Below are 17,392 nucleotides of genomic sequence, written 5' to 3'. Positions count from 1 at the left end.
CTCACGCCTCCGCGCGGGGATTGATTGCCAGCGCCTGAGCGACGCACGTAGCAGGTTTCGCCTGAATGAGTTCGACGGCGAGGCCATCGGGCAGACGCAGCCAGTTGCGTCCTTGCGGCATTTCCGTGACGCCGAACTCCTGCGCGGCCGCAAGCGCCGCTTCCAGGTCTTCGCACATCACGCCGAGATGCCCGAGCCGGCCTTCAGGCCCTTCGAAACGCGGCTCGTTGATGAACTGCAGGCCGCCCAGTGTCCAGTACTGCCGCGGCGCTTCACGTGTGCCGTCGACCTCGCGCATGGTCATCCCGAGGACTTCCTCGAAGAAGCGGATATGCCAGTGGATGTCCTTGACCCAGATGGCAACGTGTTCGAGATAGGCTTTCGGAACGCTCATGCCGCGGCTCCTTCTTTCTGGCGATCTGTCATCGCGCGCTCAATACCCTTGATGCAGGCGACAAGGGTCGAATTGACCGGCGTCGGCACGCCGAGGCGTTCGCCCCAACGCACGACCGCGCCGTTGATGAAGTCGATTTCGGTGACCGAGGACTTCTCGAGGCTTTGCAGCATCGATGTCTTGAACGCCGGCGAGAGTCCGTCGGCGGCCATGTTCCAGGCGTCTTCAGCCTGCGCGATGGACAGCTTGACGCCTGCGGCCTGTGCCGCCGCCATCGCTTCTTCGATGGCGGCAAGCGAGGTCGCCTTCAGAACGGGCTCGTCGTAGAGCTGCCCGTAGGTGAGACGGGTAATGCCCGTGATCGCGCCGGTCGCTACGTTGATCAGCAGCTTGTCCCACATCGTGCCGAGAATGTTGTCGCTGACCGTGGTCGTCAGGCCCGCGCTGTTGAACGCTTCCGCGATCGCCTTCGCACGGCTCGTGATTTGACCATCGAGCTCGCCGATGATCGTGAGCTTCCCCGTCACGCCCGACTGGATATGTCCGGGCCCACGCAGCACGCCACCCACATAGGTCTTCCCGGCAAGCACACGCTCGCGTCCCACAATCTCGCTGAGCACGTCTTCGTGACCCAGTCCGTTCTGCAGGGACAGCACGACCGTTTCCGGACCCACGAGGTCGAGCGCGCCGCGCATCGCCGCATCGGTGTGAAAGGACTTGACCAGCACGATCACGACATCGACCGGGCCGACTTCCGCCGGATTCATCGTTGCGCGAACCTTGACGCGGCGCGTGCCGCGCTCGTCGTCGACCTGAAGGCCGTCGCGGGACATGGCCTCGACGTGCGCGGCGAAGCGGTCGACGAGCCAGGTCTCATGGCCACCTTCGGTCAGCGCCGAGCCGATCGCGCAACCCAGTGCGCCTGCTCCCAGAAATGCAATCTTCATGAACGTCTCCTTGAATGGAGACGACAATACGGCCGGGCAGACATGCTGACAATGCAATGGATTTAATATCGACATTGCGTGAGGCAATAATGGGTCGGGAAGTCGAGCCGCTGCGCGGAATGCGCCTCAGATGAAAGAGCGGGTCAAGCGCGCCGGTCCGCTACCCTGCCGCGTGTTTCTGGAAAATATTTTCTCGCGGCTCTTCCCACAACGGGAAAGCTTCCTCTATAATTCGCGCCTTCTGTAGGCTCGTAGCTCAGTTGGTTAGAGCACCACCTTGACATGGTGGGGGTCGTTGGTTCGAATCCAATCGAGCCTACCAGCGACATTTCATGAAAAAAGCACCGCCACGATCTTCATCGTTGCGGTGCTTTTTTATTGTCGCGTAGTCGATGCGCGCGACGTCAAGCGCTCATCAGTCCCAGCAGTTCCGGAACGCCACCGCGACGATCACCGGCACGGTGAGCACCAGCGGAATGGCAAAGTACTGGACTTCGAGATCGACGATCCACGTGTAGATCAGCCATGTCACGCCCAGCGCGAGCGTGGCCAGGCCGACAAGCGCCGTGAGCACGTTGAGCATGCGGTGCGAGATCTTGCGGGTGCTTTCCTTGCCCGAGTGAGAGTCCATGGCAGCGGGCGCATTGAGGCGCGATAAGAGACGCATCGATTTTAACCCGCCCTGCCCGCTGCCGTATCCGTTGCTGCTGTTCTCGCTCGCTGCTCAGATATGAAAGAGTTGGGCCACGAGCGCCGCGCCGAGAAACGTCCCCGCATTCGCCACGAACGACACCAGCACGATGCGCCAGCCAAGCCTTCTGAAGGCCGGAATGTCCTTGGCGATCGACAGGCCCGCGAAAGTCAGCATGGGCGTGGTCACGCCGAGGAAATCGTTCTGCGCGCTGAGCGTCGCGATCTGCGCGCCCCACGGGCACCACGGCGAAGTCAGGAACATCGCGACGATCGACACCCAGCACACCGCGGGAATCTTGCGGCCCGTGACCTGCGCGACGGCGTCGCCGACGATCGTCGCCAAGACCATGATCGCCATCCCGGGCAGGGCTTGCAGCGGGGTCGTGCCGTGCGTGATCCAGTCGGCGACGAGCGCCATCACCGCGGTCACGCCCCACGCGAGCAGCTTGCCGCCATAGCCGAGTTCGGGCGCGCTGGTCTTCACTTCGCCCAGCTGCGGCGCTGCCGTGACTGCCTCGCTTGCGTCGGAGGCCTTTGTCTTGCGGCCGATCAGCGGTTCGAGCAGGCGGTAGCCAAAGATCGCCATCGGCAGCGAGATGAAGAGCGTGAAATAGGTGCCGATGGTCGTCGTAATCAGATTGCTGGCCGCCGCGAAGGTCAGCACCGACTTGGCCGTTTCCGGATCCTGTTGCGCGGCGATCGCACCGGATGCGGCGGCCATCATGCTGCCCGACCCGACGCCCGACCCCATGGCGAGCGCGAGCGGATGAAAGATATGCAAGCTGGCGACGAAGCCCGCGAAGATCGCGATGAACACCGCGCCGAACACCGTGCCGGTCAGGTATTCGGCGAGCACGCCGCGTCCTTCTGCGGAATCCATACCGTACTTTTCGCCGATGATCGCGAGGCTCGGCTCGCGTCCCACCGAGAAGGTCGCGCCGATCGCCTCGCGCTTGATGCCGAGCAGCAGCGCGAGCGGCAAACCCAGCAGGATCGTGCCGACGAAGTGCCCGAGTTCCTGGAACGCCAGCGCCCAGCCGGCCGCGGCGAGCTTCGGCAACGCGCTGCCCACCATGAGACCGAGCTTCGCGACGAACAGCAACAGCGCCGGCTGGAGAATTGCCGCCGCGTAGAACTGGCTGCGCACGTCGAGACGCGCCTCGCTGTTCCAGCGTTCGGAGACGAGTCCGAGCGCGGCGCCGAGGAGAAGCGCCCAGATCATCGGCAGCAGGATGACCTTGCCCGGACCGATCTTGAATGTGAACGAACCAATGAACTCGGCGATCAGCAGAATCACCGCCGCATAGAAAAACAGCTTCGCGGTTCTCAGGCCACTGCCGTGTGCGCTTTCCGCGCTCATTGTGCTTTGCATGCGCTTCTCCCGTGTGCGTCGTTCGTTCATAGTGGCCCGCGCCGTTTGCACGGCGCGGGCGGCAAGGTCACAGATAGCCGAAGGTCGTGGCCGGTTCTTTTGCGGTTTCCACCCATACGCTCTTGGTCTGCGTGTATTCGTAGAGCGCTTCGACGCCGCTCGATCGACCATACCCCGAGAGCCCATAGCCGCCAAACGGCGACGCCACGTTGATGGTCTTGTAGCCGTTGACCCAGAAGGTGCCGGCATCGACCTGTCCCGCCACGCGATGCGCGCGCCCGACGTCGCTCGTCCATACCGCACCCGCCAGGCCGAACTCGGTGTCGTTGGCGATCGCGACGGCTTCCTCCTCCGTATCGAACGGAATGGCCGCGACCACCGGCCCGAAGATTTCCATGCGCGCGACGTCCATGTCGTTCGTGACGCCGGCCAGCACCGTCGGCGGCACGAAATAGCCCGCCTCCGAACGTTCGATCGTGCCTGCCGCGAGCGTCGCGCCCGCGCTGACGCCCTTGTCGATCATCGACATCACGTGATCGTACTGCTTGCGGTTGTTGATGGGACCGACTTCGGTGGCATCGTCGAGCGGTGCGCCGACCTTGATTTTCTTCGCGCCCGCCGCGACCATCGCGACGAACTCGTCATACACGGAGCGCTGCACCAGCAGCCGCGAGCCCGCCACGCAGCTCTGCCCCGCGCCTGCGAAAATCGCGGCCTGTGCGGTCAGCGCGGCGCGCTTGAGATCGGCGTCCGCGAAAATGATGTTGGCCGATTTGCCGCCCAGTTCCAGCACGCACGGCAGCACGCGTTTCGCCGCGGCTTCCGCGATGCGCGCGCCCGTCGCCGGCGAGCCGACGAACACGACCTTCTTCACCACCTTGTGGGCAATCGCCGCCTGCGCCACCGTGTGACCAAGCCCCGCGAGCACGTTGATCAGCCCCTTCGGCGCGCCGCCGCGCTCCGCCAGCAGGCCCACCACGAGCGAAGTGAACGGCGTCAGTTCGGAAGGCTTCAGCAGCACCGCATTGCCCATCGAGATGGCGGGCGCGACCTGCCAGCCGCAAGTGAACACCGGCGCATTCCAGGGCGTGATCTGCAGCACCGTGCCGGCGGGCTCGCGACGCGTGTAGTTGAGATGCGAGGTCGGCACCGGAATGACGTCGCCATAGAACTTGTCGGCCCAGCCGCCGTAGTACTCGAACATCTCGGCGACCTTCGCCACTTCGCCGCGGCAATCGCGGATCGGCTTGCCCGAGCCCAGCGATTCGAGCCGCGCGATAGCCTCGGCTTCCTTCCGGACCTCGCGTGCGATCTCGAACATCACCCGGCCGCGCGCGGCGTGTGTGAGCGCCCACCATTGTTTCTGCGCGCGCGCGGCTGCCGCTGCGGCCTGTTCGACCACGGCCGCGCCGCCATCGCGATACGCGAGGCTCGGCTTGCCGGTGGCGGCATCGTGAAGCTGGATGCTTTCGCCCGAGCCTTCGATGAGTTCGCCGCCCACATAGGAGCCGATGGTCTTCGCGTTCGGGAAGAAATGCGCGAAGGCCGCGAGAAGTTGTTCTGCTGCGTTGTGTTCCATGTCCGTCAAGTCCCCTTACTTCGATTCGATGAACTGCACGATGCGGTTGAAGTCCTCCGCGTCGCCGATGCTCGCCTCACTGGCCGCCCACAGCCGCCCCGCTTCCTTCGCGATGGGTGCGTCCTCATGAACGTTGTCCAGCAGCGCCATGGCGAGGCGCACGTCCTTGCGCATGAGCTTCATCGTGAAGCCGGAGTCGAACTTGCCGTTGAAGATCCAGGTGGGATAGTTGGTGAGCGTCGCGCTGTTGCGTCCCGAGCCGCCGTTGAGCGCCTCCACCAGCTTCTCCGGATCGACGCCCGCGCCCTGCGCCGCGCGCACGGCCTCGCTGGCGGCGAGCAGATGCACGCCTGTCAGCATGTTGTTGATGATCTTGGTCACGTGGCCGGCGCCGACCGGGCCGACATGCACGCGCTTCGCGCTGATGACGGCGAGGATCGGTTCGACCGCCGCGACGTCCGCGTCCGAGCCGCCCAACACCATGGTCATCGTCGCGGTCGCGGCGCCTTTCGGGCCGCCGCTCACGGGTGCATCGACGAAACCGATGCGGCATTCCGCGAGCGCCGCCGCCACCTTGCGGGTGCTGTCCGGATCGGCGGTGGTCGTATCCACGACGATCAGGCCGGCCTTGCCGCTGGACGCGACGCCGCCCTTCCCGAGCACGACCTCTTCCACGATCGCGGAGGTCGGCAGCGAGAGGATCAGCACGTCGGCCTCGCCCGCAATGGCCGCGATCGAGTCACGCGCCTCCACGCCATCCGCTTCCAGTGCCGCGGCCGCGCCGGGCGCCGCGTCGAAACCGAGCACGCGGTACCCGCCGCGCGCCGCCGAGCGCGCCATGCCGCGCCCCATGTTGCCGAGTCCGATCACACCTACCGTCTTCATCCGCGAAAACCCTCCGTCCGATGCGCGGCGCCTGGCGAGGCAGCCCTCTGCCCGCCGCTCCGCGCGTTGTGCATGGATGCCATGATCCGCCCGGCAAGCCGTATAACCAATCAACGCCAATATTGGATGTGTTCTAATTTTTAGAACGTTACTTGCGGCGGAAGCACGCTGAAGCCCTGGATGCCATGACAGACAATCTCACCGACAGCCGCATCGTCTATTTCTTCGAAGCCGTCCGCTGCGGCACGATCCGCGCGGCGGCCGATTACCTCAACGTCGCGCCATCGGCGGTAAGCCGCCAGATCGGCCTGCTGGAAAAGGAACTGGACGCGGCGCTGGTCGAACGCCATGCACGCGGCGTGAAGCCGACCGAGGCCGGCCAGTGCGTGATCGAATATTTCCGGGAACAACTCGCGCACCGCGACGATTTGCTCTCGCGACTCCAGGAATTGCGCGGCCTGCGCACGGGGCATGTGAACATCGTGCTTGGCGAGGGCTTCGTCTCGGACTTGCTGTCGGGGCCGATGCCGCGCTTTTGCAAGCAACATCCCGGCATTAACGTGAATCTCGATCTCGGCGGCACCAACGACGTGATCCGCAAAATCTCCGAGGACGAAGGCGAGATCGGGCTCGTCTACAATCCGCCGCAGGAACCGAAGCTGGTATCACGCGCGATCAAGCGGCAGCCGATGATGGCGATTGTCGGCGCCCGCTTTCCACGGCGCGAGCGCAAGTCGCTGAGCGTGCAGGAACTCGCGCAATTTCCGCTTGCCGTCACGCATGCGTCCTACGGCACGCGGCAGATGTTGCAGGCGGTCGAATATGCGGAGAAGCTCCGCCTCGATCCGGTGGTGACCACGAACTCGATCGCCATTCTCAAGCAGTTCGTGAAGTCGGGACTCGGCATTACCGTGCTGCCCGCCTTTGCCGTGACGAGCGAGATGGAAGCGGGTGAATTGTTCGCCATCGACCTTCCTCATCCCATCCTCGCCGATGCGGAAGCGCATCTCGTCACGCGCACCGGACGCAGGCTTTCGGTGGCGTCCAACAAGATGCTGCAACTCATGACGGCGCATATGCGCGCGTTTCGCTAGCCTTGCACTCTTTAATGACAGGAGAACTCGCATGATCGACGATACCGACAAGCGCCATTTGCTTCGCTGCATTGATCTGGCGCAGGAAGCGCTCGACGCAGGCGACGAACCGTTTGGCTCGATGCTCGTGGCAGCCGATGGCCGCATCCTGTTCGAGGACCGCAATCGTGTGAGCGGCGGCGATCACACGCGTCATCCGGAGTTCGCCATAGCCCGCTGGGCTGCGGAGAACCTGCCGGAAGCGCAGCGTCGCGAAGCCGTGGTGTACACCTCCGGCGAACATTGCCCGATGTGTTCGGCAGCGCATGCGTGGGTCGGCCTGGGGCGCATCGTCTATGCGGCGTCAGCCGAACAGTTCACGCACTGGCGCGCCGAACTCGGTGCGACGCCCGGCCGTGTGCGTCCCTTGGCGATCCAGGACGTGATCGGCGACACCGCCGTCGATGGACCCGTTGAAGCCTTCGCCGAGCGTGTGAAGGCATTGCACGTGGCGAGCTATCGAAGGAGCACGGGTCAGCAGTAGATCGCCATGGGGATGCCGGATGTATCGGCGTCAGGCGGGTCGGGAAAGCGCAGCGCCCGTCCCGCCGCGATACGGCGCGCGCTCCACAAGACGGCGAAGGCGTCGAGCACATCGTCCCGCGATGCCTGCGCCGGCCGTCTTGCGGCCAACGCCGCATCCACCGCACTACCGAAGCATTGGACCAGCAATGCATGACGCAGCGCGAATCCCGTCGCGTGCGCCTTGCTTTCGCGCAAACCGTGTTCAGGGCCGCCCTGCTCCATCGCCAGATGCATGAAGCTCAACTCGGGATGAACTTCGAAGATGCGCGAGCGCGCGGCGGCATGGCGATGCAAGAGCGCATCGACTTCAGCGATCTTCTTGCCGATATGAAAGGCCTGAATCGAAATCCGCTTGCCGGACTCGGTCTGATTGATCGCGCAGGCCTCTTCGTAAGTTCGTCCTGACAGTGCCGCGCGTGTCGGCGGTGCGAATACCGAACTGGCACGCGGACGTCCGAGCAGCGCGCGCGCATGCCTGTCACAAGCGCGCACGCCGTTGCCCGACAACCCGACGGGGATATCTATAGCGACAATCGCGTGCTCGTGTTCCCAGTCGAGAAGCAGGTCGAGGCGGTCGACTACACAGGTCGAGACAGCGCCGGTTCCCGCGTGCTGTCGGGCGACCCACCATCCCGCCTTGCAGCCGTCGATGCCGAAGAGATCGATAGTCATGCCGTGATCGTAGCAAGTGCGGATCTTCCTGCGCATCTGTGCGGCTCAGCGCGGACGCCCCGGACGCCGCTTGCTATACATGCACAGCAAAGACAAAAGAACAGGAGAGGCGTCATGTCTGCTCAGCCCGGCCGCACGGCACGCGATGAAATCGACCCGGTCCGCAAGCAATTCCGCCAGGCCATGGCGCATCTCGGCGCGGCCGTGAACGTCATCACCACGGCCGGCACGCATGGACGCTGCGGTATTACGGCAAGCGCCGTGTGTTCCGTCACCGATGCACCGCCCACCCTGCTGGTCTGCATCAACCGGTCGAGTTCGATGCATGCGGCCTTTGCGGGCAATCGACACGTGTGCGTGAATGTATTGCCCGGTCACTTCGAGGAAATGGCCCGGCACTTTGCCGGCCTCACCCGGCTCTCGATGGAAGAACGCTTCTCGCTGCCCGTGTGGGATGAAGGCGAAAACGGTGTACCCGTATTGCGCGATGCACTTGCGAGCCTGCAAGGCAGGATTGTCGAGGCCAAGGAAGTCGGTTCCCATTCGGTGATGTTCGTCGAAACGACGACCATACGCGTGCGCGGCGACGGCGATAGCCTGATTTATTTCGATCGCAATTTTCATCGCGTGCCGCGTGGATGCACTGCGCTGTGAATGATTGCCGGCATGCTTCTTCCAATTAAATGATTACCGTATTTGCTTTGTTTTCTTTCCGTTTTCGCTTCTCCCGGGTGTTAAACACCGTAACGATGCGTAATGAATTGTGAGGTATCCCGGACGCCTCCGGGTGAAGCGGTGCAACACGGTCGGGGCGCGAGGCGCGAATTGGCTTGCAAACGTAATCGGGTCTGGATTGTTGCTGAATTCCGCAAAGAGAAACAAAGTACAGTCGGTGGAGACGTCATGGCAAGGGCTTGGCAGCATGGCGCCGGGACCGGCATCCGATAACTTTTGAAGCGCCGGAGCGTCATGCCGGCCTTGCGCTGCCGACCTTTCGTCAAGCACGTGCTTGCTCTTTGAAAGCCGACGACTAGCGCCTTGCCGCCTCTTATACTCGCTTCACGCGCCTTGAGCCATGCACGATCGGATAGCCGCGAAGTACGGAATGCAAAAAAAGATGCAGCGAGTCGGCCTGCCAAAAGGTTTAACAAGCCCGCTTCTTATATCTTTAAATGATTCTTTTCATGCGATGGAAGTCTATTGCCTCTAGCGTATGCTGCATGCGCATGGCATAGTTCGAAAATACAAATCGATAGAGGAAAGTCCATGCCAACGCTCGAAAACATTCAGGCACGTATCGAGGCGCTGCAGGCGAAGGCCGAATCGCTACTTGCCACGCAATCGGAAAGCGCGCTGCAAAAGATTCATGATCTGATGGCGCGCCATAATCTGACAATTTCGGACATCGAGAAATTCACGGGTTCGCGCAAGAAATCAGGACGCGCCGCTTCGTCCCGCAAAGCCTCGGTCGTCGCTTATCAAGACCCGAAGACGGGTGCTACCTGGAGCGGGCGAGGCCGTGCGCCGGCATGGATTGCCAAGGCGCGGGACCGCAGCAAGTTTGCAGTAGGAAGCGCTGCGTCGGGCGCGACCAAGACCAAAAAGCGCGCGGCCACGAAGACGAAGGGCAGCGCCAATGGCAAGGGGCAACCGCGCGGCCCGCAACCGGCTCTTTATCGCGATCCGCAAAGCGGCGCCACATGGAGCGGCCGCGGCCGTGCGCCCGCATGGCTGGCATCCGCCGAAGACCGCACGCCGTTTCTTATCGCCTGAGCTTATTGCCTCAGCTTGTTGGCTGAGAAAGCACCGCAGCGGCATGGTTTTGGAGACGGCGAATTTCAATCGCGAAGTTCGGTTGATTATTTGGCCGTCTCTTTTCTCAAGTGGCCCACTCTCGAGTGGCCAGTCAGTACGCTACTGCTTCCCCGCTCCTTGAATGCGCGGATCGAAGTCGAATTCCACCCGTATGCCGCCAGGCTCATAAATCATCATGTGCCGTTTCGGTCCGGCGCCGAGCAGTTCAGGCGGAAATTCCACGATGACACCCGGCCACGTCGAGACGCGTTCGAGAATCTCGTTGAATGCCGTTTCATTCGCAGCCCGCAATGCAATGTGGTGAAGTCCCACGTTCTTGCGGCGATCGAAGTCGGCCGGCGGCTCTTCCTTGGCTTGCCATAAGGTCACCAGCAGGCTGCCATCCGAGACGAATACTGCCGGGTAATCCGGCTTCTCGCCTACGACGTTCCAGCCAAGACATTTAACGAAAAAATCGCGCGTCGCCTCGAGATGGCGCGCGGTCAGTCCAATGTGATCAAGCCCGATTGTCAGCGTCTGCGTCTGCGTTTGCGTCATCGCGTCCTCCGGATGATCGGGGTGAGGCCAGCGTCTCGCTCATGAGCGCCTTGCCTCATTGCCCGGATAGACCTGTGAGTCAATCAAGTGAAGACTATCAAGTGACCCGGCCGAGGCTCAGGCCAGCGTCAAGGTGACGTCGATGTTATTGCGCGTCGCATTGGAATAAGGACACACGATATGCGCCTTGTCGATCAACGCCTGAGCAGCGCCGCGATCCATGCCGGGCAGCGAGATCTTCAGTTCCACTTCAATGCCGAAGCCATTCGGAATCTGACCGATGCCGACGTTTCCGTCGACAGCCAGGTCCTTCGGCAAATCAATCTTGTCGCGCGCCGCGACGAACTTCATCGCGCCGATAAAGCATGCGCTGTAGCCGGCGGCAAACAACTGTTCGGGATTGGTGCCGTCTCCACCGCCGCCGCCGAGTTCCTTCGGCGTCGTCAGGCGCAGATCCAGATTGTTTTCAGGGATGTTGGCGCGTCCATCGCGGCCGCCGGTGACATGAGCATGGGCGCGGTATAAAACCTTTTCGATCGACATCATCAGACTCCTGGGTTGGGAAGCGAATCGAGCCTCGCGCACAATGCAAGCGCACGGGCTTCGCTGAGAGGGATCTCGATGGAACAGGAACACCGCCGCGTGCGGCGGGTTCTGCTATGGAAGGATACGCAAGACGCGCGAAGCTCGCTTAAGCTTCGCGCGGGAAAGGAAGTCGCAGGAGGAAAGAACGATCAGGAATCAGAGCACGACGGGCTCTCGCCCGGGAAACATCGCATCCGCGACGGTCGCCCTCGTTTCCTTGACCACGCTCTCGCACAGCGTCACCACCTGGCTCGAACCGCTCGGCATGAAGAGAGAGTGATCCGCGTCGGAGAACACGGCCATGCGCACCGACGGAAAGCGCGACAGACGTGCGCCGCCCTTGCCGAAGTTCGCGGCAATCAGGTCCATGCCCGCATCGTAGGCGCCGTAGATGAGCACCGTCTTGACATGCCTGGCATCCAGCGCGCGAATCATCGGGCCGGGCTCGGTCGCGAGTTCGGGCGGCGTTTGGGTGAGGCGGTCGAGCCGCAATACGTCGACGACCCGTGAGCGTACGCGCGTCATCATATAGCCCGACACGAAACGCAGTACCCGCTTCAGATCTTTTTCACCGCGCAGGATCGCTTTCCATTTCTGCGGATCGAGCATCGAAAACGCATAACCTGCCATCGAGTTGCGCGTCGACTGGCGCAGGGCATCGGGCGCGATATCGGCGGGCTTCTTGAAGGTCGGCAGATTCACCGTGACCACGCCGGTGATCGAGTCTTCGATCAACGCGGCTTTCAACGCGTGATAGGCGCCCGAGCACACGCCGAACGAGAAGATCGACTTGTATCCCTGGCGCGAAAGCCAGCGCGCGGCGGTGGCGGTGTCGTCGGTCGCCACCGAGTTATAGATGCGGCCAAACGCCGTATCCGATTGCACGATGCCCGAGGCTGCCGGACTATCGCCGCGGCCGCGTGCGTCGAAGCGCAACGAGGCCACGCCGCGGCGCGCGAGTTCGCGTGCAATGCGTACGGAAAGCCTGCTGTCGCCCACCCGCGAGCTGGCCGACGTATTGGCGATCAGGAACACCGAGCCGCGCGAAAGGCCGGTGCGCGGCTCGCACAGCACCCCGAAAAGCCCTTCCTCGCCGATGCAAACCGGCCGCTCGATCGCTTCCGATGTTTCGATCGTCAGGTCAGGCCACGCTTCCTGCGGCTTCACGGCTTCAGGCGGCGTGCCCTGCTCCGGCGCGGCGTCGCGGGTCATCCATTGCACCGCTTCTTCGAAGGCCGCGCGTGGCAGCGCATTGAAGGCCGTTTCCTGGATGAAGCCGAGCAGATCCTCGAACGGCGTCACGTCCGCTTCGACGCCGCGTTCCGCGAGCGCATCGCGCAGCGGATCCTTGCCGCCCGCCCGCACGTTCATGATGAGCGTCCGCCGCGCAGGTGCGGCGGCAACGCGCTTCACGCTTGCGACGAGATCGATCTGTTCGAGCGAGCGCTTGAACTCGTCGCTATAGACCTGACCCAGCACGTTGAGCGGTTCGGCGGACTGCTGCATCTCGCGCAGCGGAGGCGCAAGCTGGTCCAGCCAGGTCTTGCGCACGATGTTGAGCTCGCGCATATAGATGCGCCCGCTCGACACCGGCGCGAGCAACACCAGTTCGTCCACTGGCCTGCGCAGGGCAGCCTCGAGCGCGAATGCCGCGCCCACGCGAAAGCCGCACAAGGTCAGGTGGTCGATGCCCGTGGTCTCTTTAAACCAGTCGATGGCCGCTTCGACGTCGTCGACGGACGAAGCGAACTGGTCGGGCGCGCCGTCGGCTCCTGCCGAGTCGCCCGTTCCCCGATAGTCGAAGCGCAGCACCCACAGGCCGCGCGCGGACAAGGCGTCGGCGAGATGCCGCATGCCGCTGTATGTCCATACGTATTCGTGGCCGTATGTATTGCAAAGCAGCACGCCGCGCGTGCCCGTCCCTGCATGCAGCCATCCGAAGCGATTCCCGAATACAACCGGTCTCATTAGATCTTTTCCTCGTCTCTGGTGGCGCGCAATTCGGCGTGTCATGTCTGCTGCCGGCAAGTCTCGCCTTGACATGTCAGGCCGTCAACGTCGCTGCGCACACAACCGTGGAGGTATTAGTGCGCAATCAACGTTCCCGGATGCGAAAATGGCCCGCTGTCTGTCAAGCCGGACTACAGGCAATCCAGGAGTGCCATCTCATGGATTCCATCCGGCTTTACCTGTCGCGGGTTCGCGAGGTATTGAGGCGATTATATGAATCGCTCCCGCCATCACGACATTCGGTCCGCAAATTGTGCCCAAAGAAGCTATCAAATGGCGCTTAACGCGGGGGCTTGTGTTTGGCAGCGCTCATTCACGCATGAAGGACAGTAAGCCTTTCGATGCCTGGCTTTCGAATGGGTTTCATTGCCCGGTTATCCATCGCGAAAGGCATGCGGGAATCGCTAGCGTCATCATGACATCCGCTTGCGGAGTCATGGTAAACACTGAATGGAACTGAAGGTCCGGTAAGGGTATCAGCGGATGCCGCAACAGGATGAAGGACTGCGTCACCGCTTGCGTCGCGCAAGCGGCGTAAGGGCGCCTTGATCAACGGGCTGTCAAGCGCGATCTGCGTCGAAGCATCACGCCTGGCGCCAAGCAAAGGTCACTCTCAGCTCAGGCCGCTTGCCGCCCCCGCTCTTCGCCGATGAGGCGTGCATGCGCATACACCCGGTCTCGTTCACCGGCGACGAGTGTGCGCTTGTGCGCGAGCGTTTGCCGGTGATATTTCGGGTCGCCCATCAACTGCACATATTCGCTGTGACGATGACGCAGGTAGCGCTGAAAGAACTCCGCGCCGGGCAGGCCGCTGTCCAACGCCATCAAAACGCCATAGTCGATCTCGCGCACGTCGCCCAGGGTCTTGATGGCCGATTCGAGCGCCGCATAGCGTTGCGCCAGCGGAATGCTTCGTTCGCAGAGCGCATGAAAGCGCTGATAGGGCAACACGTGCCCGTGGGATGCACAACGCCATAAAGCTTTCGCGAGCCGTTGACTGAGTTCCGTTTCCACGTTTCCTCCCGCTGGTTGAGCGGATCGTATGCGTGCGACAACTCCACCTTCATCCGGATCTGCAATGACGATGACCGATTGCCTGGAAATCACCTGCAACGTCAGGAGATACGCGCGACATTCGACATCCAAGCGAGCCCTGCTTTGCGCATATCGCCAAGAAGCCGTGCTGATGTGTAGCGTGTTGTGTAATGCCGGTGATGTTTGAACGTAAGCGTCGTCCACTATGCGGCCCGTGATGCGCCGATAAGATGTGCGCCGCTTTTTGCCACCGCGCTTTTACCACCGGTTTTCCAAGCCAAAACAGTTACAGCGAATGATCGACGATGCGAAACATGCTTTGCGCAGAGCGACGCTGCGCGCTGGAACCCAGCCTGGGATAGAGAACTTCAGGGACGCTGTTGTTTGACCGCTGTTATTTGACGTGCGGGGCGCGGTCCGCATCCTGCAACTCGCTTACATGCTAGCAAACATACAGCGGGAAACCAAGGAGAGTTTTCCGCATGGAGACGCACGTTTCTTTTATTACTTCATCGTCAAGACCGCGATGCCACCTCGATTGCCATTCACGATTGTCCACTACATCACCGCCTTTAAAAGGGTAAGCCGGAGCATGCAATGCGCCGTCCATGCATTTCTTAAGACTGGTTTAAGGCGAGAAGACTAAAACGTCTCTTGTGGCGCAAGCAAGCAGTCGTCTCGGTTCATCGAGAGAAGCAAGCCGCGCAACACATCCGATCTTCACGTCCACGCGGATGGTCCGACCGGGCACCGCTTCATGCGCATCCCAACGGCGCTAGAGGCGAGGTGACGACCATCCCATTCAGCCCGGCAGTCATATGCCGGGTTTTTTTTATGCCGGCCGCGCCGGCGCCGCGTCTTCCCGCATGCGCGCGCTGGCCGCAGGCAGATCAAAGCGGAACGTGGTCCCGTGTGCGCCGGTGTCGATCAGCCGGATCTGGCTGTCATTGAGCTGCAGCATGCGTTGCACGATGAGCAGGCCGAGGCCGCCCCGATGCGTCCCGCCAGACGTGAATGGCCGCTGGAACAGTGCATCGCGCATGTCGGGAGGAATGCCCGGTCCGGTGTCGCTGACCGTGATGCACACGCGTCCGCCCTCTTCGTCCACGTGGCCGAGCGTGACGTCCACGGCGCCTTGCGGCGGCGTATGACGGATCGCGTTGTCGAGCAGATTGGTGAGCACCCGTTCGATCATGCCGAGATCGCCCAGTACGCTGGGAAGGCGCTGCGCAAGGTGCGCGTTCAACTGCACGCCGCGCGACTGAGCGGGCAACTCGAACTTTTCGAACACATCCTGCAGGAGATCCGGCAGCGAAAAGGCTTCACGTTCGAGCGCGACCATGCCGTGTTCGAGCCGCGCCAGTTCGAACAGCGACTGCGCGAGATGACCGACCTTCGTGCTTTGCGCCAGTGCGATGGACAAATAGCGGCGGCGCTCGGCGGCGGCAAGCGACTCCGACTTGAGCGTCAGCGTTTCCAGATAGCCATGCAGCGACGCGAGCGGCGTGCGCAGGTCATGCGAGATATTCGCAACCATCTCGCGGCGTTCGCGATCCTGCCGTCCCAACTCGCGCCATTGCTCGCCGATGCGCGCCGCCATTTGTGCGAAGGCGCTTTCCAGCACCACAATTTCGTCGCGTTCGTCTGCCGCTACCGCCGCCGGCAACGTGGCGAGCGGCGGCTCGCCGGGCGCCGCGCTCGCGTCGAAGCGGCGCATCGCTTCGGTCAGGCGCCGCAACGGCCGGGTGACGAGCCCGAACGCCACCACGCCGGCCACCAGCCCGAGCAGCGTCACGAGTCCCATCGACGCAAGCGTAGTACGCAGCACCGCACTCGCCGACGCCTTCGCGGCCAGCGCATCGTGCTGTTCGCCGAGCAGCACCACATACACATAACCGAACGGCGGCTGGCCCGCCACGCCCAGCGGCGCCGCACTGAAGACCTTGCGCTTGTCGGCGCTGCGCGGATCGTCGCCGAGAATGGGCAAGGCATCGCCTTTCAGGAAGCGTTCGATCGGCGCGAGATCGACACGTTCGCGTCTCAGATGCCCCGGCGGCGCATCGTCGGCGCGGATACGGCCGGTGTTGTCCAGCAGATAGACCTCGACGCTCGGGTTCACCACCATCAACTGGCTGAACAGACGGCGCACCGCGGGCGCGTCGATATCCTTCGCGTCCGCCAGTGCGCCGTCGTGTGCAACGTGTGTCGCGAGGCCGCGCGACAGGCTCTGGATGACTTCCTTCTCGCGCAGGTCGCTCGCCCGGATCTGCAGCCACGCCGATGCGCCGCAGCACGCCAGCAGCAGCACGCAGAACACCGCGAAGAGCCGTTGCGACAGCGTCAGCTTCACGATGCGGCCCCCGGCTCGCCGGCGCTCTGTGCCGCAAGCTTGTAACCGTGGCCCCACACGGTGAGGATGCGCTGGGGATCGGCCGCGTCGCGCTCGACTTTTGCGCGCAGCCGGTTGATGTGCGTGTTGACCGTATGCTCATAACCTTCATGCCGATAACCCCATACGGCATTGAGCAGATCCATGCGCGAAAACACCTTGCCCGGATGGCGCACGAAATGATGCAGCAAATCGAATTCGCGCGGCGTGAGTTCGATGCGCGCGCCATCGACCCAGGCTTCGCGCGCGAGCGGATCCATCGCGATGCCGGCGGCCTCGATGCGCCCTGTTTCGAGCCGCGAGTCTTTCGCGACGGCATCGACGCGGCGCAGCAGCGCCTTCACGCGCGCCACCAGTTCCAGCACGGAAAAAGGCTTGGCGAGATAGTCGTCCGCGCCGAGTTCGAGTCCCAGGATGCGATGCACTTCGCTCGACCGTGCGCTGGTGATGATGATCGGCGTATAGCGTGTCATGGCGCGCGCACGCCGGCAGATTTCGAGGCCATCGACGCCCGGCAGCATCAGGTCCAGGATCAGCGCGTCCCATCCGCCCTGCTCGAGCAGCCGCAGGCCTTCGGCGCCGTCGGCGGAATGCACGACTTCATAGCGTTCGTCGCGCAGGTTGAGACTCAGCACGTCGGCGATGTGCATGTCGTCTTCGACGATCAGAATGCGTTTCGGTTGGTCCATGGGCGAAGGTGCGTGGCGGCAGAAAGGCGATGCGGCATGACGATGAGGCGCGCCCTGCCGTCATTGTGCAGAAATGCGCGCGGCCAAGTTATCACATTTAATTTAACTTTCGGTGAGGACTCGGGGATGCAC

General features: G+C 62.7%; 17 protein-coding genes and 1 tRNA gene. 5 read left to right on the top strand and 13 right to left on the bottom strand.

The features are described 5' to 3' along the window. Position 1: 1 nt before the first annotated feature. On the bottom strand, positions 2-394 hold the full coding sequence (locus tag QCE88_RS36095) for a VOC family protein (RefSeq protein WP_309910349.1): 393 nt from the start codon (positions 392-394) through the stop codon (positions 2-4). Then, complete coding sequence (locus QCE88_RS36090; protein ID WP_309910348.1) at positions 391-1,341, bottom strand: ketopantoate reductase family protein; 951 nt, start codon at positions 1,339-1,341, stop codon at positions 391-393. The genes QCE88_RS36095 and QCE88_RS36090 overlap by 4 nt, the downstream gene beginning before the upstream one ends. Positions 1,342-1,586: 245 nt before the next feature. Between QCE88_RS36090 and QCE88_RS36085 the strand changes: the two genes are divergently transcribed. Continuing rightward, positions 1,587-1,663, top strand: a tRNA-Val gene (locus tag QCE88_RS36085). Between the two features lie 93 nt (positions 1,664-1,756). Here the strand turns inward: QCE88_RS36085 and QCE88_RS36080 are convergent. The 4 genes from QCE88_RS36080 to QCE88_RS36065 form a co-directional block, all read right to left on the bottom strand. Next, complete coding sequence (locus tag QCE88_RS36080) at positions 1,757-1,972, bottom strand: hypothetical protein (protein ID WP_309910346.1); 216 nt, start codon at positions 1,970-1,972, stop codon at positions 1,757-1,759. 93 nt (positions 1,973-2,065) lie between these two features. After that, on the bottom strand, positions 2,066-3,406 hold the full coding sequence (locus tag QCE88_RS36075) for a DUF3100 domain-containing protein (protein ID WP_309910343.1): 1,341 nt from the start codon (positions 3,404-3,406) through the stop codon (positions 2,066-2,068). A gap of 67 nt (positions 3,407-3,473) precedes the next feature. Next, positions 3,474-4,985: an aldehyde dehydrogenase family protein gene (locus QCE88_RS36070; RefSeq protein ID WP_309910341.1), complete on the bottom strand. Its 1,512-nt coding sequence runs from the start codon at positions 4,983-4,985 to the stop codon at positions 3,474-3,476. A gap of 15 nt (positions 4,986-5,000) precedes the next feature. Beyond that, positions 5,001-5,984: an NAD(P)-dependent oxidoreductase gene (locus QCE88_RS36065; protein ID WP_309910340.1), complete on the bottom strand. Its 984-nt coding sequence runs from the start codon at positions 5,982-5,984 to the stop codon at positions 5,001-5,003. Between the two features lie 71 nt (positions 5,985-6,055). Here QCE88_RS36065 and QCE88_RS36060 point away from each other — a divergent pair, with 71 nt between their 5' ends. Both QCE88_RS36060 and QCE88_RS36055 read left to right on the top strand, forming a co-directional pair. Next, positions 6,056-6,964 carry a LysR family transcriptional regulator gene (locus QCE88_RS36060; RefSeq protein ID WP_309910338.1) on the top strand — a complete coding sequence of 303 codons (909 nt, stop codon included), beginning with the start codon at positions 6,056-6,058 and terminating at the stop codon, positions 6,962-6,964. Positions 6,965-6,995: 31 nt separating this feature from the next. Next, positions 6,996-7,487 (top strand): nucleoside deaminase, encoded by a 492-nt coding sequence (locus QCE88_RS36055; protein WP_309910337.1) that lies wholly within the window; start codon positions 6,996-6,998, stop codon positions 7,485-7,487. Here the strand turns inward: QCE88_RS36055 and QCE88_RS36050 are convergent. Further along, the gene (locus QCE88_RS36050; RefSeq protein ID WP_309910335.1) at positions 7,478-8,200 is read right to left on the bottom strand and encodes a DUF429 domain-containing protein; all 723 of its coding nucleotides are present in this window, start codon (positions 8,198-8,200) and stop codon (positions 7,478-7,480) included. The genes QCE88_RS36055 and QCE88_RS36050 overlap by 10 nt on opposite strands. A 114-nt stretch (positions 8,201-8,314) precedes the next feature. Here QCE88_RS36050 and hpaC point away from each other — a divergent pair, with 114 nt between their 5' ends. Further along, the gene (hpaC, locus tag QCE88_RS36045) at positions 8,315-8,854 is read left to right on the top strand and encodes a 4-hydroxyphenylacetate 3-monooxygenase, reductase component (RefSeq protein WP_309910334.1); all 540 of its coding nucleotides are present in this window, start codon (positions 8,315-8,317) and stop codon (positions 8,852-8,854) included. Between the two features lie 612 nt (positions 8,855-9,466). Continuing rightward, positions 9,467-9,973 (top strand): H-NS family nucleoid-associated regulatory protein, encoded by a 507-nt coding sequence (locus tag QCE88_RS36040; RefSeq protein WP_309910333.1) that lies wholly within the window; start codon positions 9,467-9,469, stop codon positions 9,971-9,973. A 141-nt stretch (positions 9,974-10,114) separates the two neighbouring features. Here QCE88_RS36040 and QCE88_RS36035 read toward each other — a convergent pair whose 3' ends face one another. From QCE88_RS36035 to QCE88_RS36010, 6 genes are all read right to left on the bottom strand, one after another. After that, positions 10,115-10,552, bottom strand: a complete 438-nt coding sequence (locus QCE88_RS36035; protein WP_309910331.1) for a VOC family protein — start codon at positions 10,550-10,552, stop codon at positions 10,115-10,117. Between the two features lie 117 nt (positions 10,553-10,669). Further along, positions 10,670-11,095, bottom strand: coding sequence for an organic hydroperoxide resistance protein (locus QCE88_RS36030; RefSeq protein WP_309911025.1), 426 nt, complete (start codon positions 11,093-11,095; stop codon positions 10,670-10,672). Positions 11,096-11,293: 198 nt separating this feature from the next. Continuing rightward, a complete protein-coding gene (locus QCE88_RS36025; RefSeq protein ID WP_309910330.1) occupies positions 11,294-13,105 on the bottom strand; it encodes an alpha/beta fold hydrolase in 1,812 nt (603 codons plus the stop codon). A gap of 660 nt (positions 13,106-13,765) precedes the next feature. Further along, positions 13,766-14,386: a hypothetical protein gene (locus QCE88_RS36020; protein ID WP_309910328.1), complete on the bottom strand. Its 621-nt coding sequence runs from the start codon at positions 14,384-14,386 to the stop codon at positions 13,766-13,768. A gap of 628 nt (positions 14,387-15,014) precedes the next feature. Continuing rightward, a complete protein-coding gene (locus QCE88_RS36015; RefSeq protein WP_309910326.1) occupies positions 15,015-16,532 on the bottom strand; it encodes a HAMP domain-containing sensor histidine kinase in 1,518 nt (505 codons plus the stop codon). Then, positions 16,529-17,260, bottom strand: a complete 732-nt coding sequence (locus QCE88_RS36010; RefSeq protein WP_309910325.1) for a response regulator transcription factor — start codon at positions 17,258-17,260, stop codon at positions 16,529-16,531. Before QCE88_RS36010 ends, QCE88_RS36015 begins: the two co-directional genes overlap by 4 nt. Between the last annotated feature and the right edge of the window lie 132 nt (positions 17,261-17,392).

This window comes from Caballeronia sp. LZ035 (assembly GCF_031451175.1).
In the GTDB taxonomy this organism is placed as follows: Bacteria; Pseudomonadota; Gammaproteobacteria; order Burkholderiales; family Burkholderiaceae; genus Caballeronia.
This window is presented reverse-complemented; position numbering and strand designations above follow the sequence as displayed.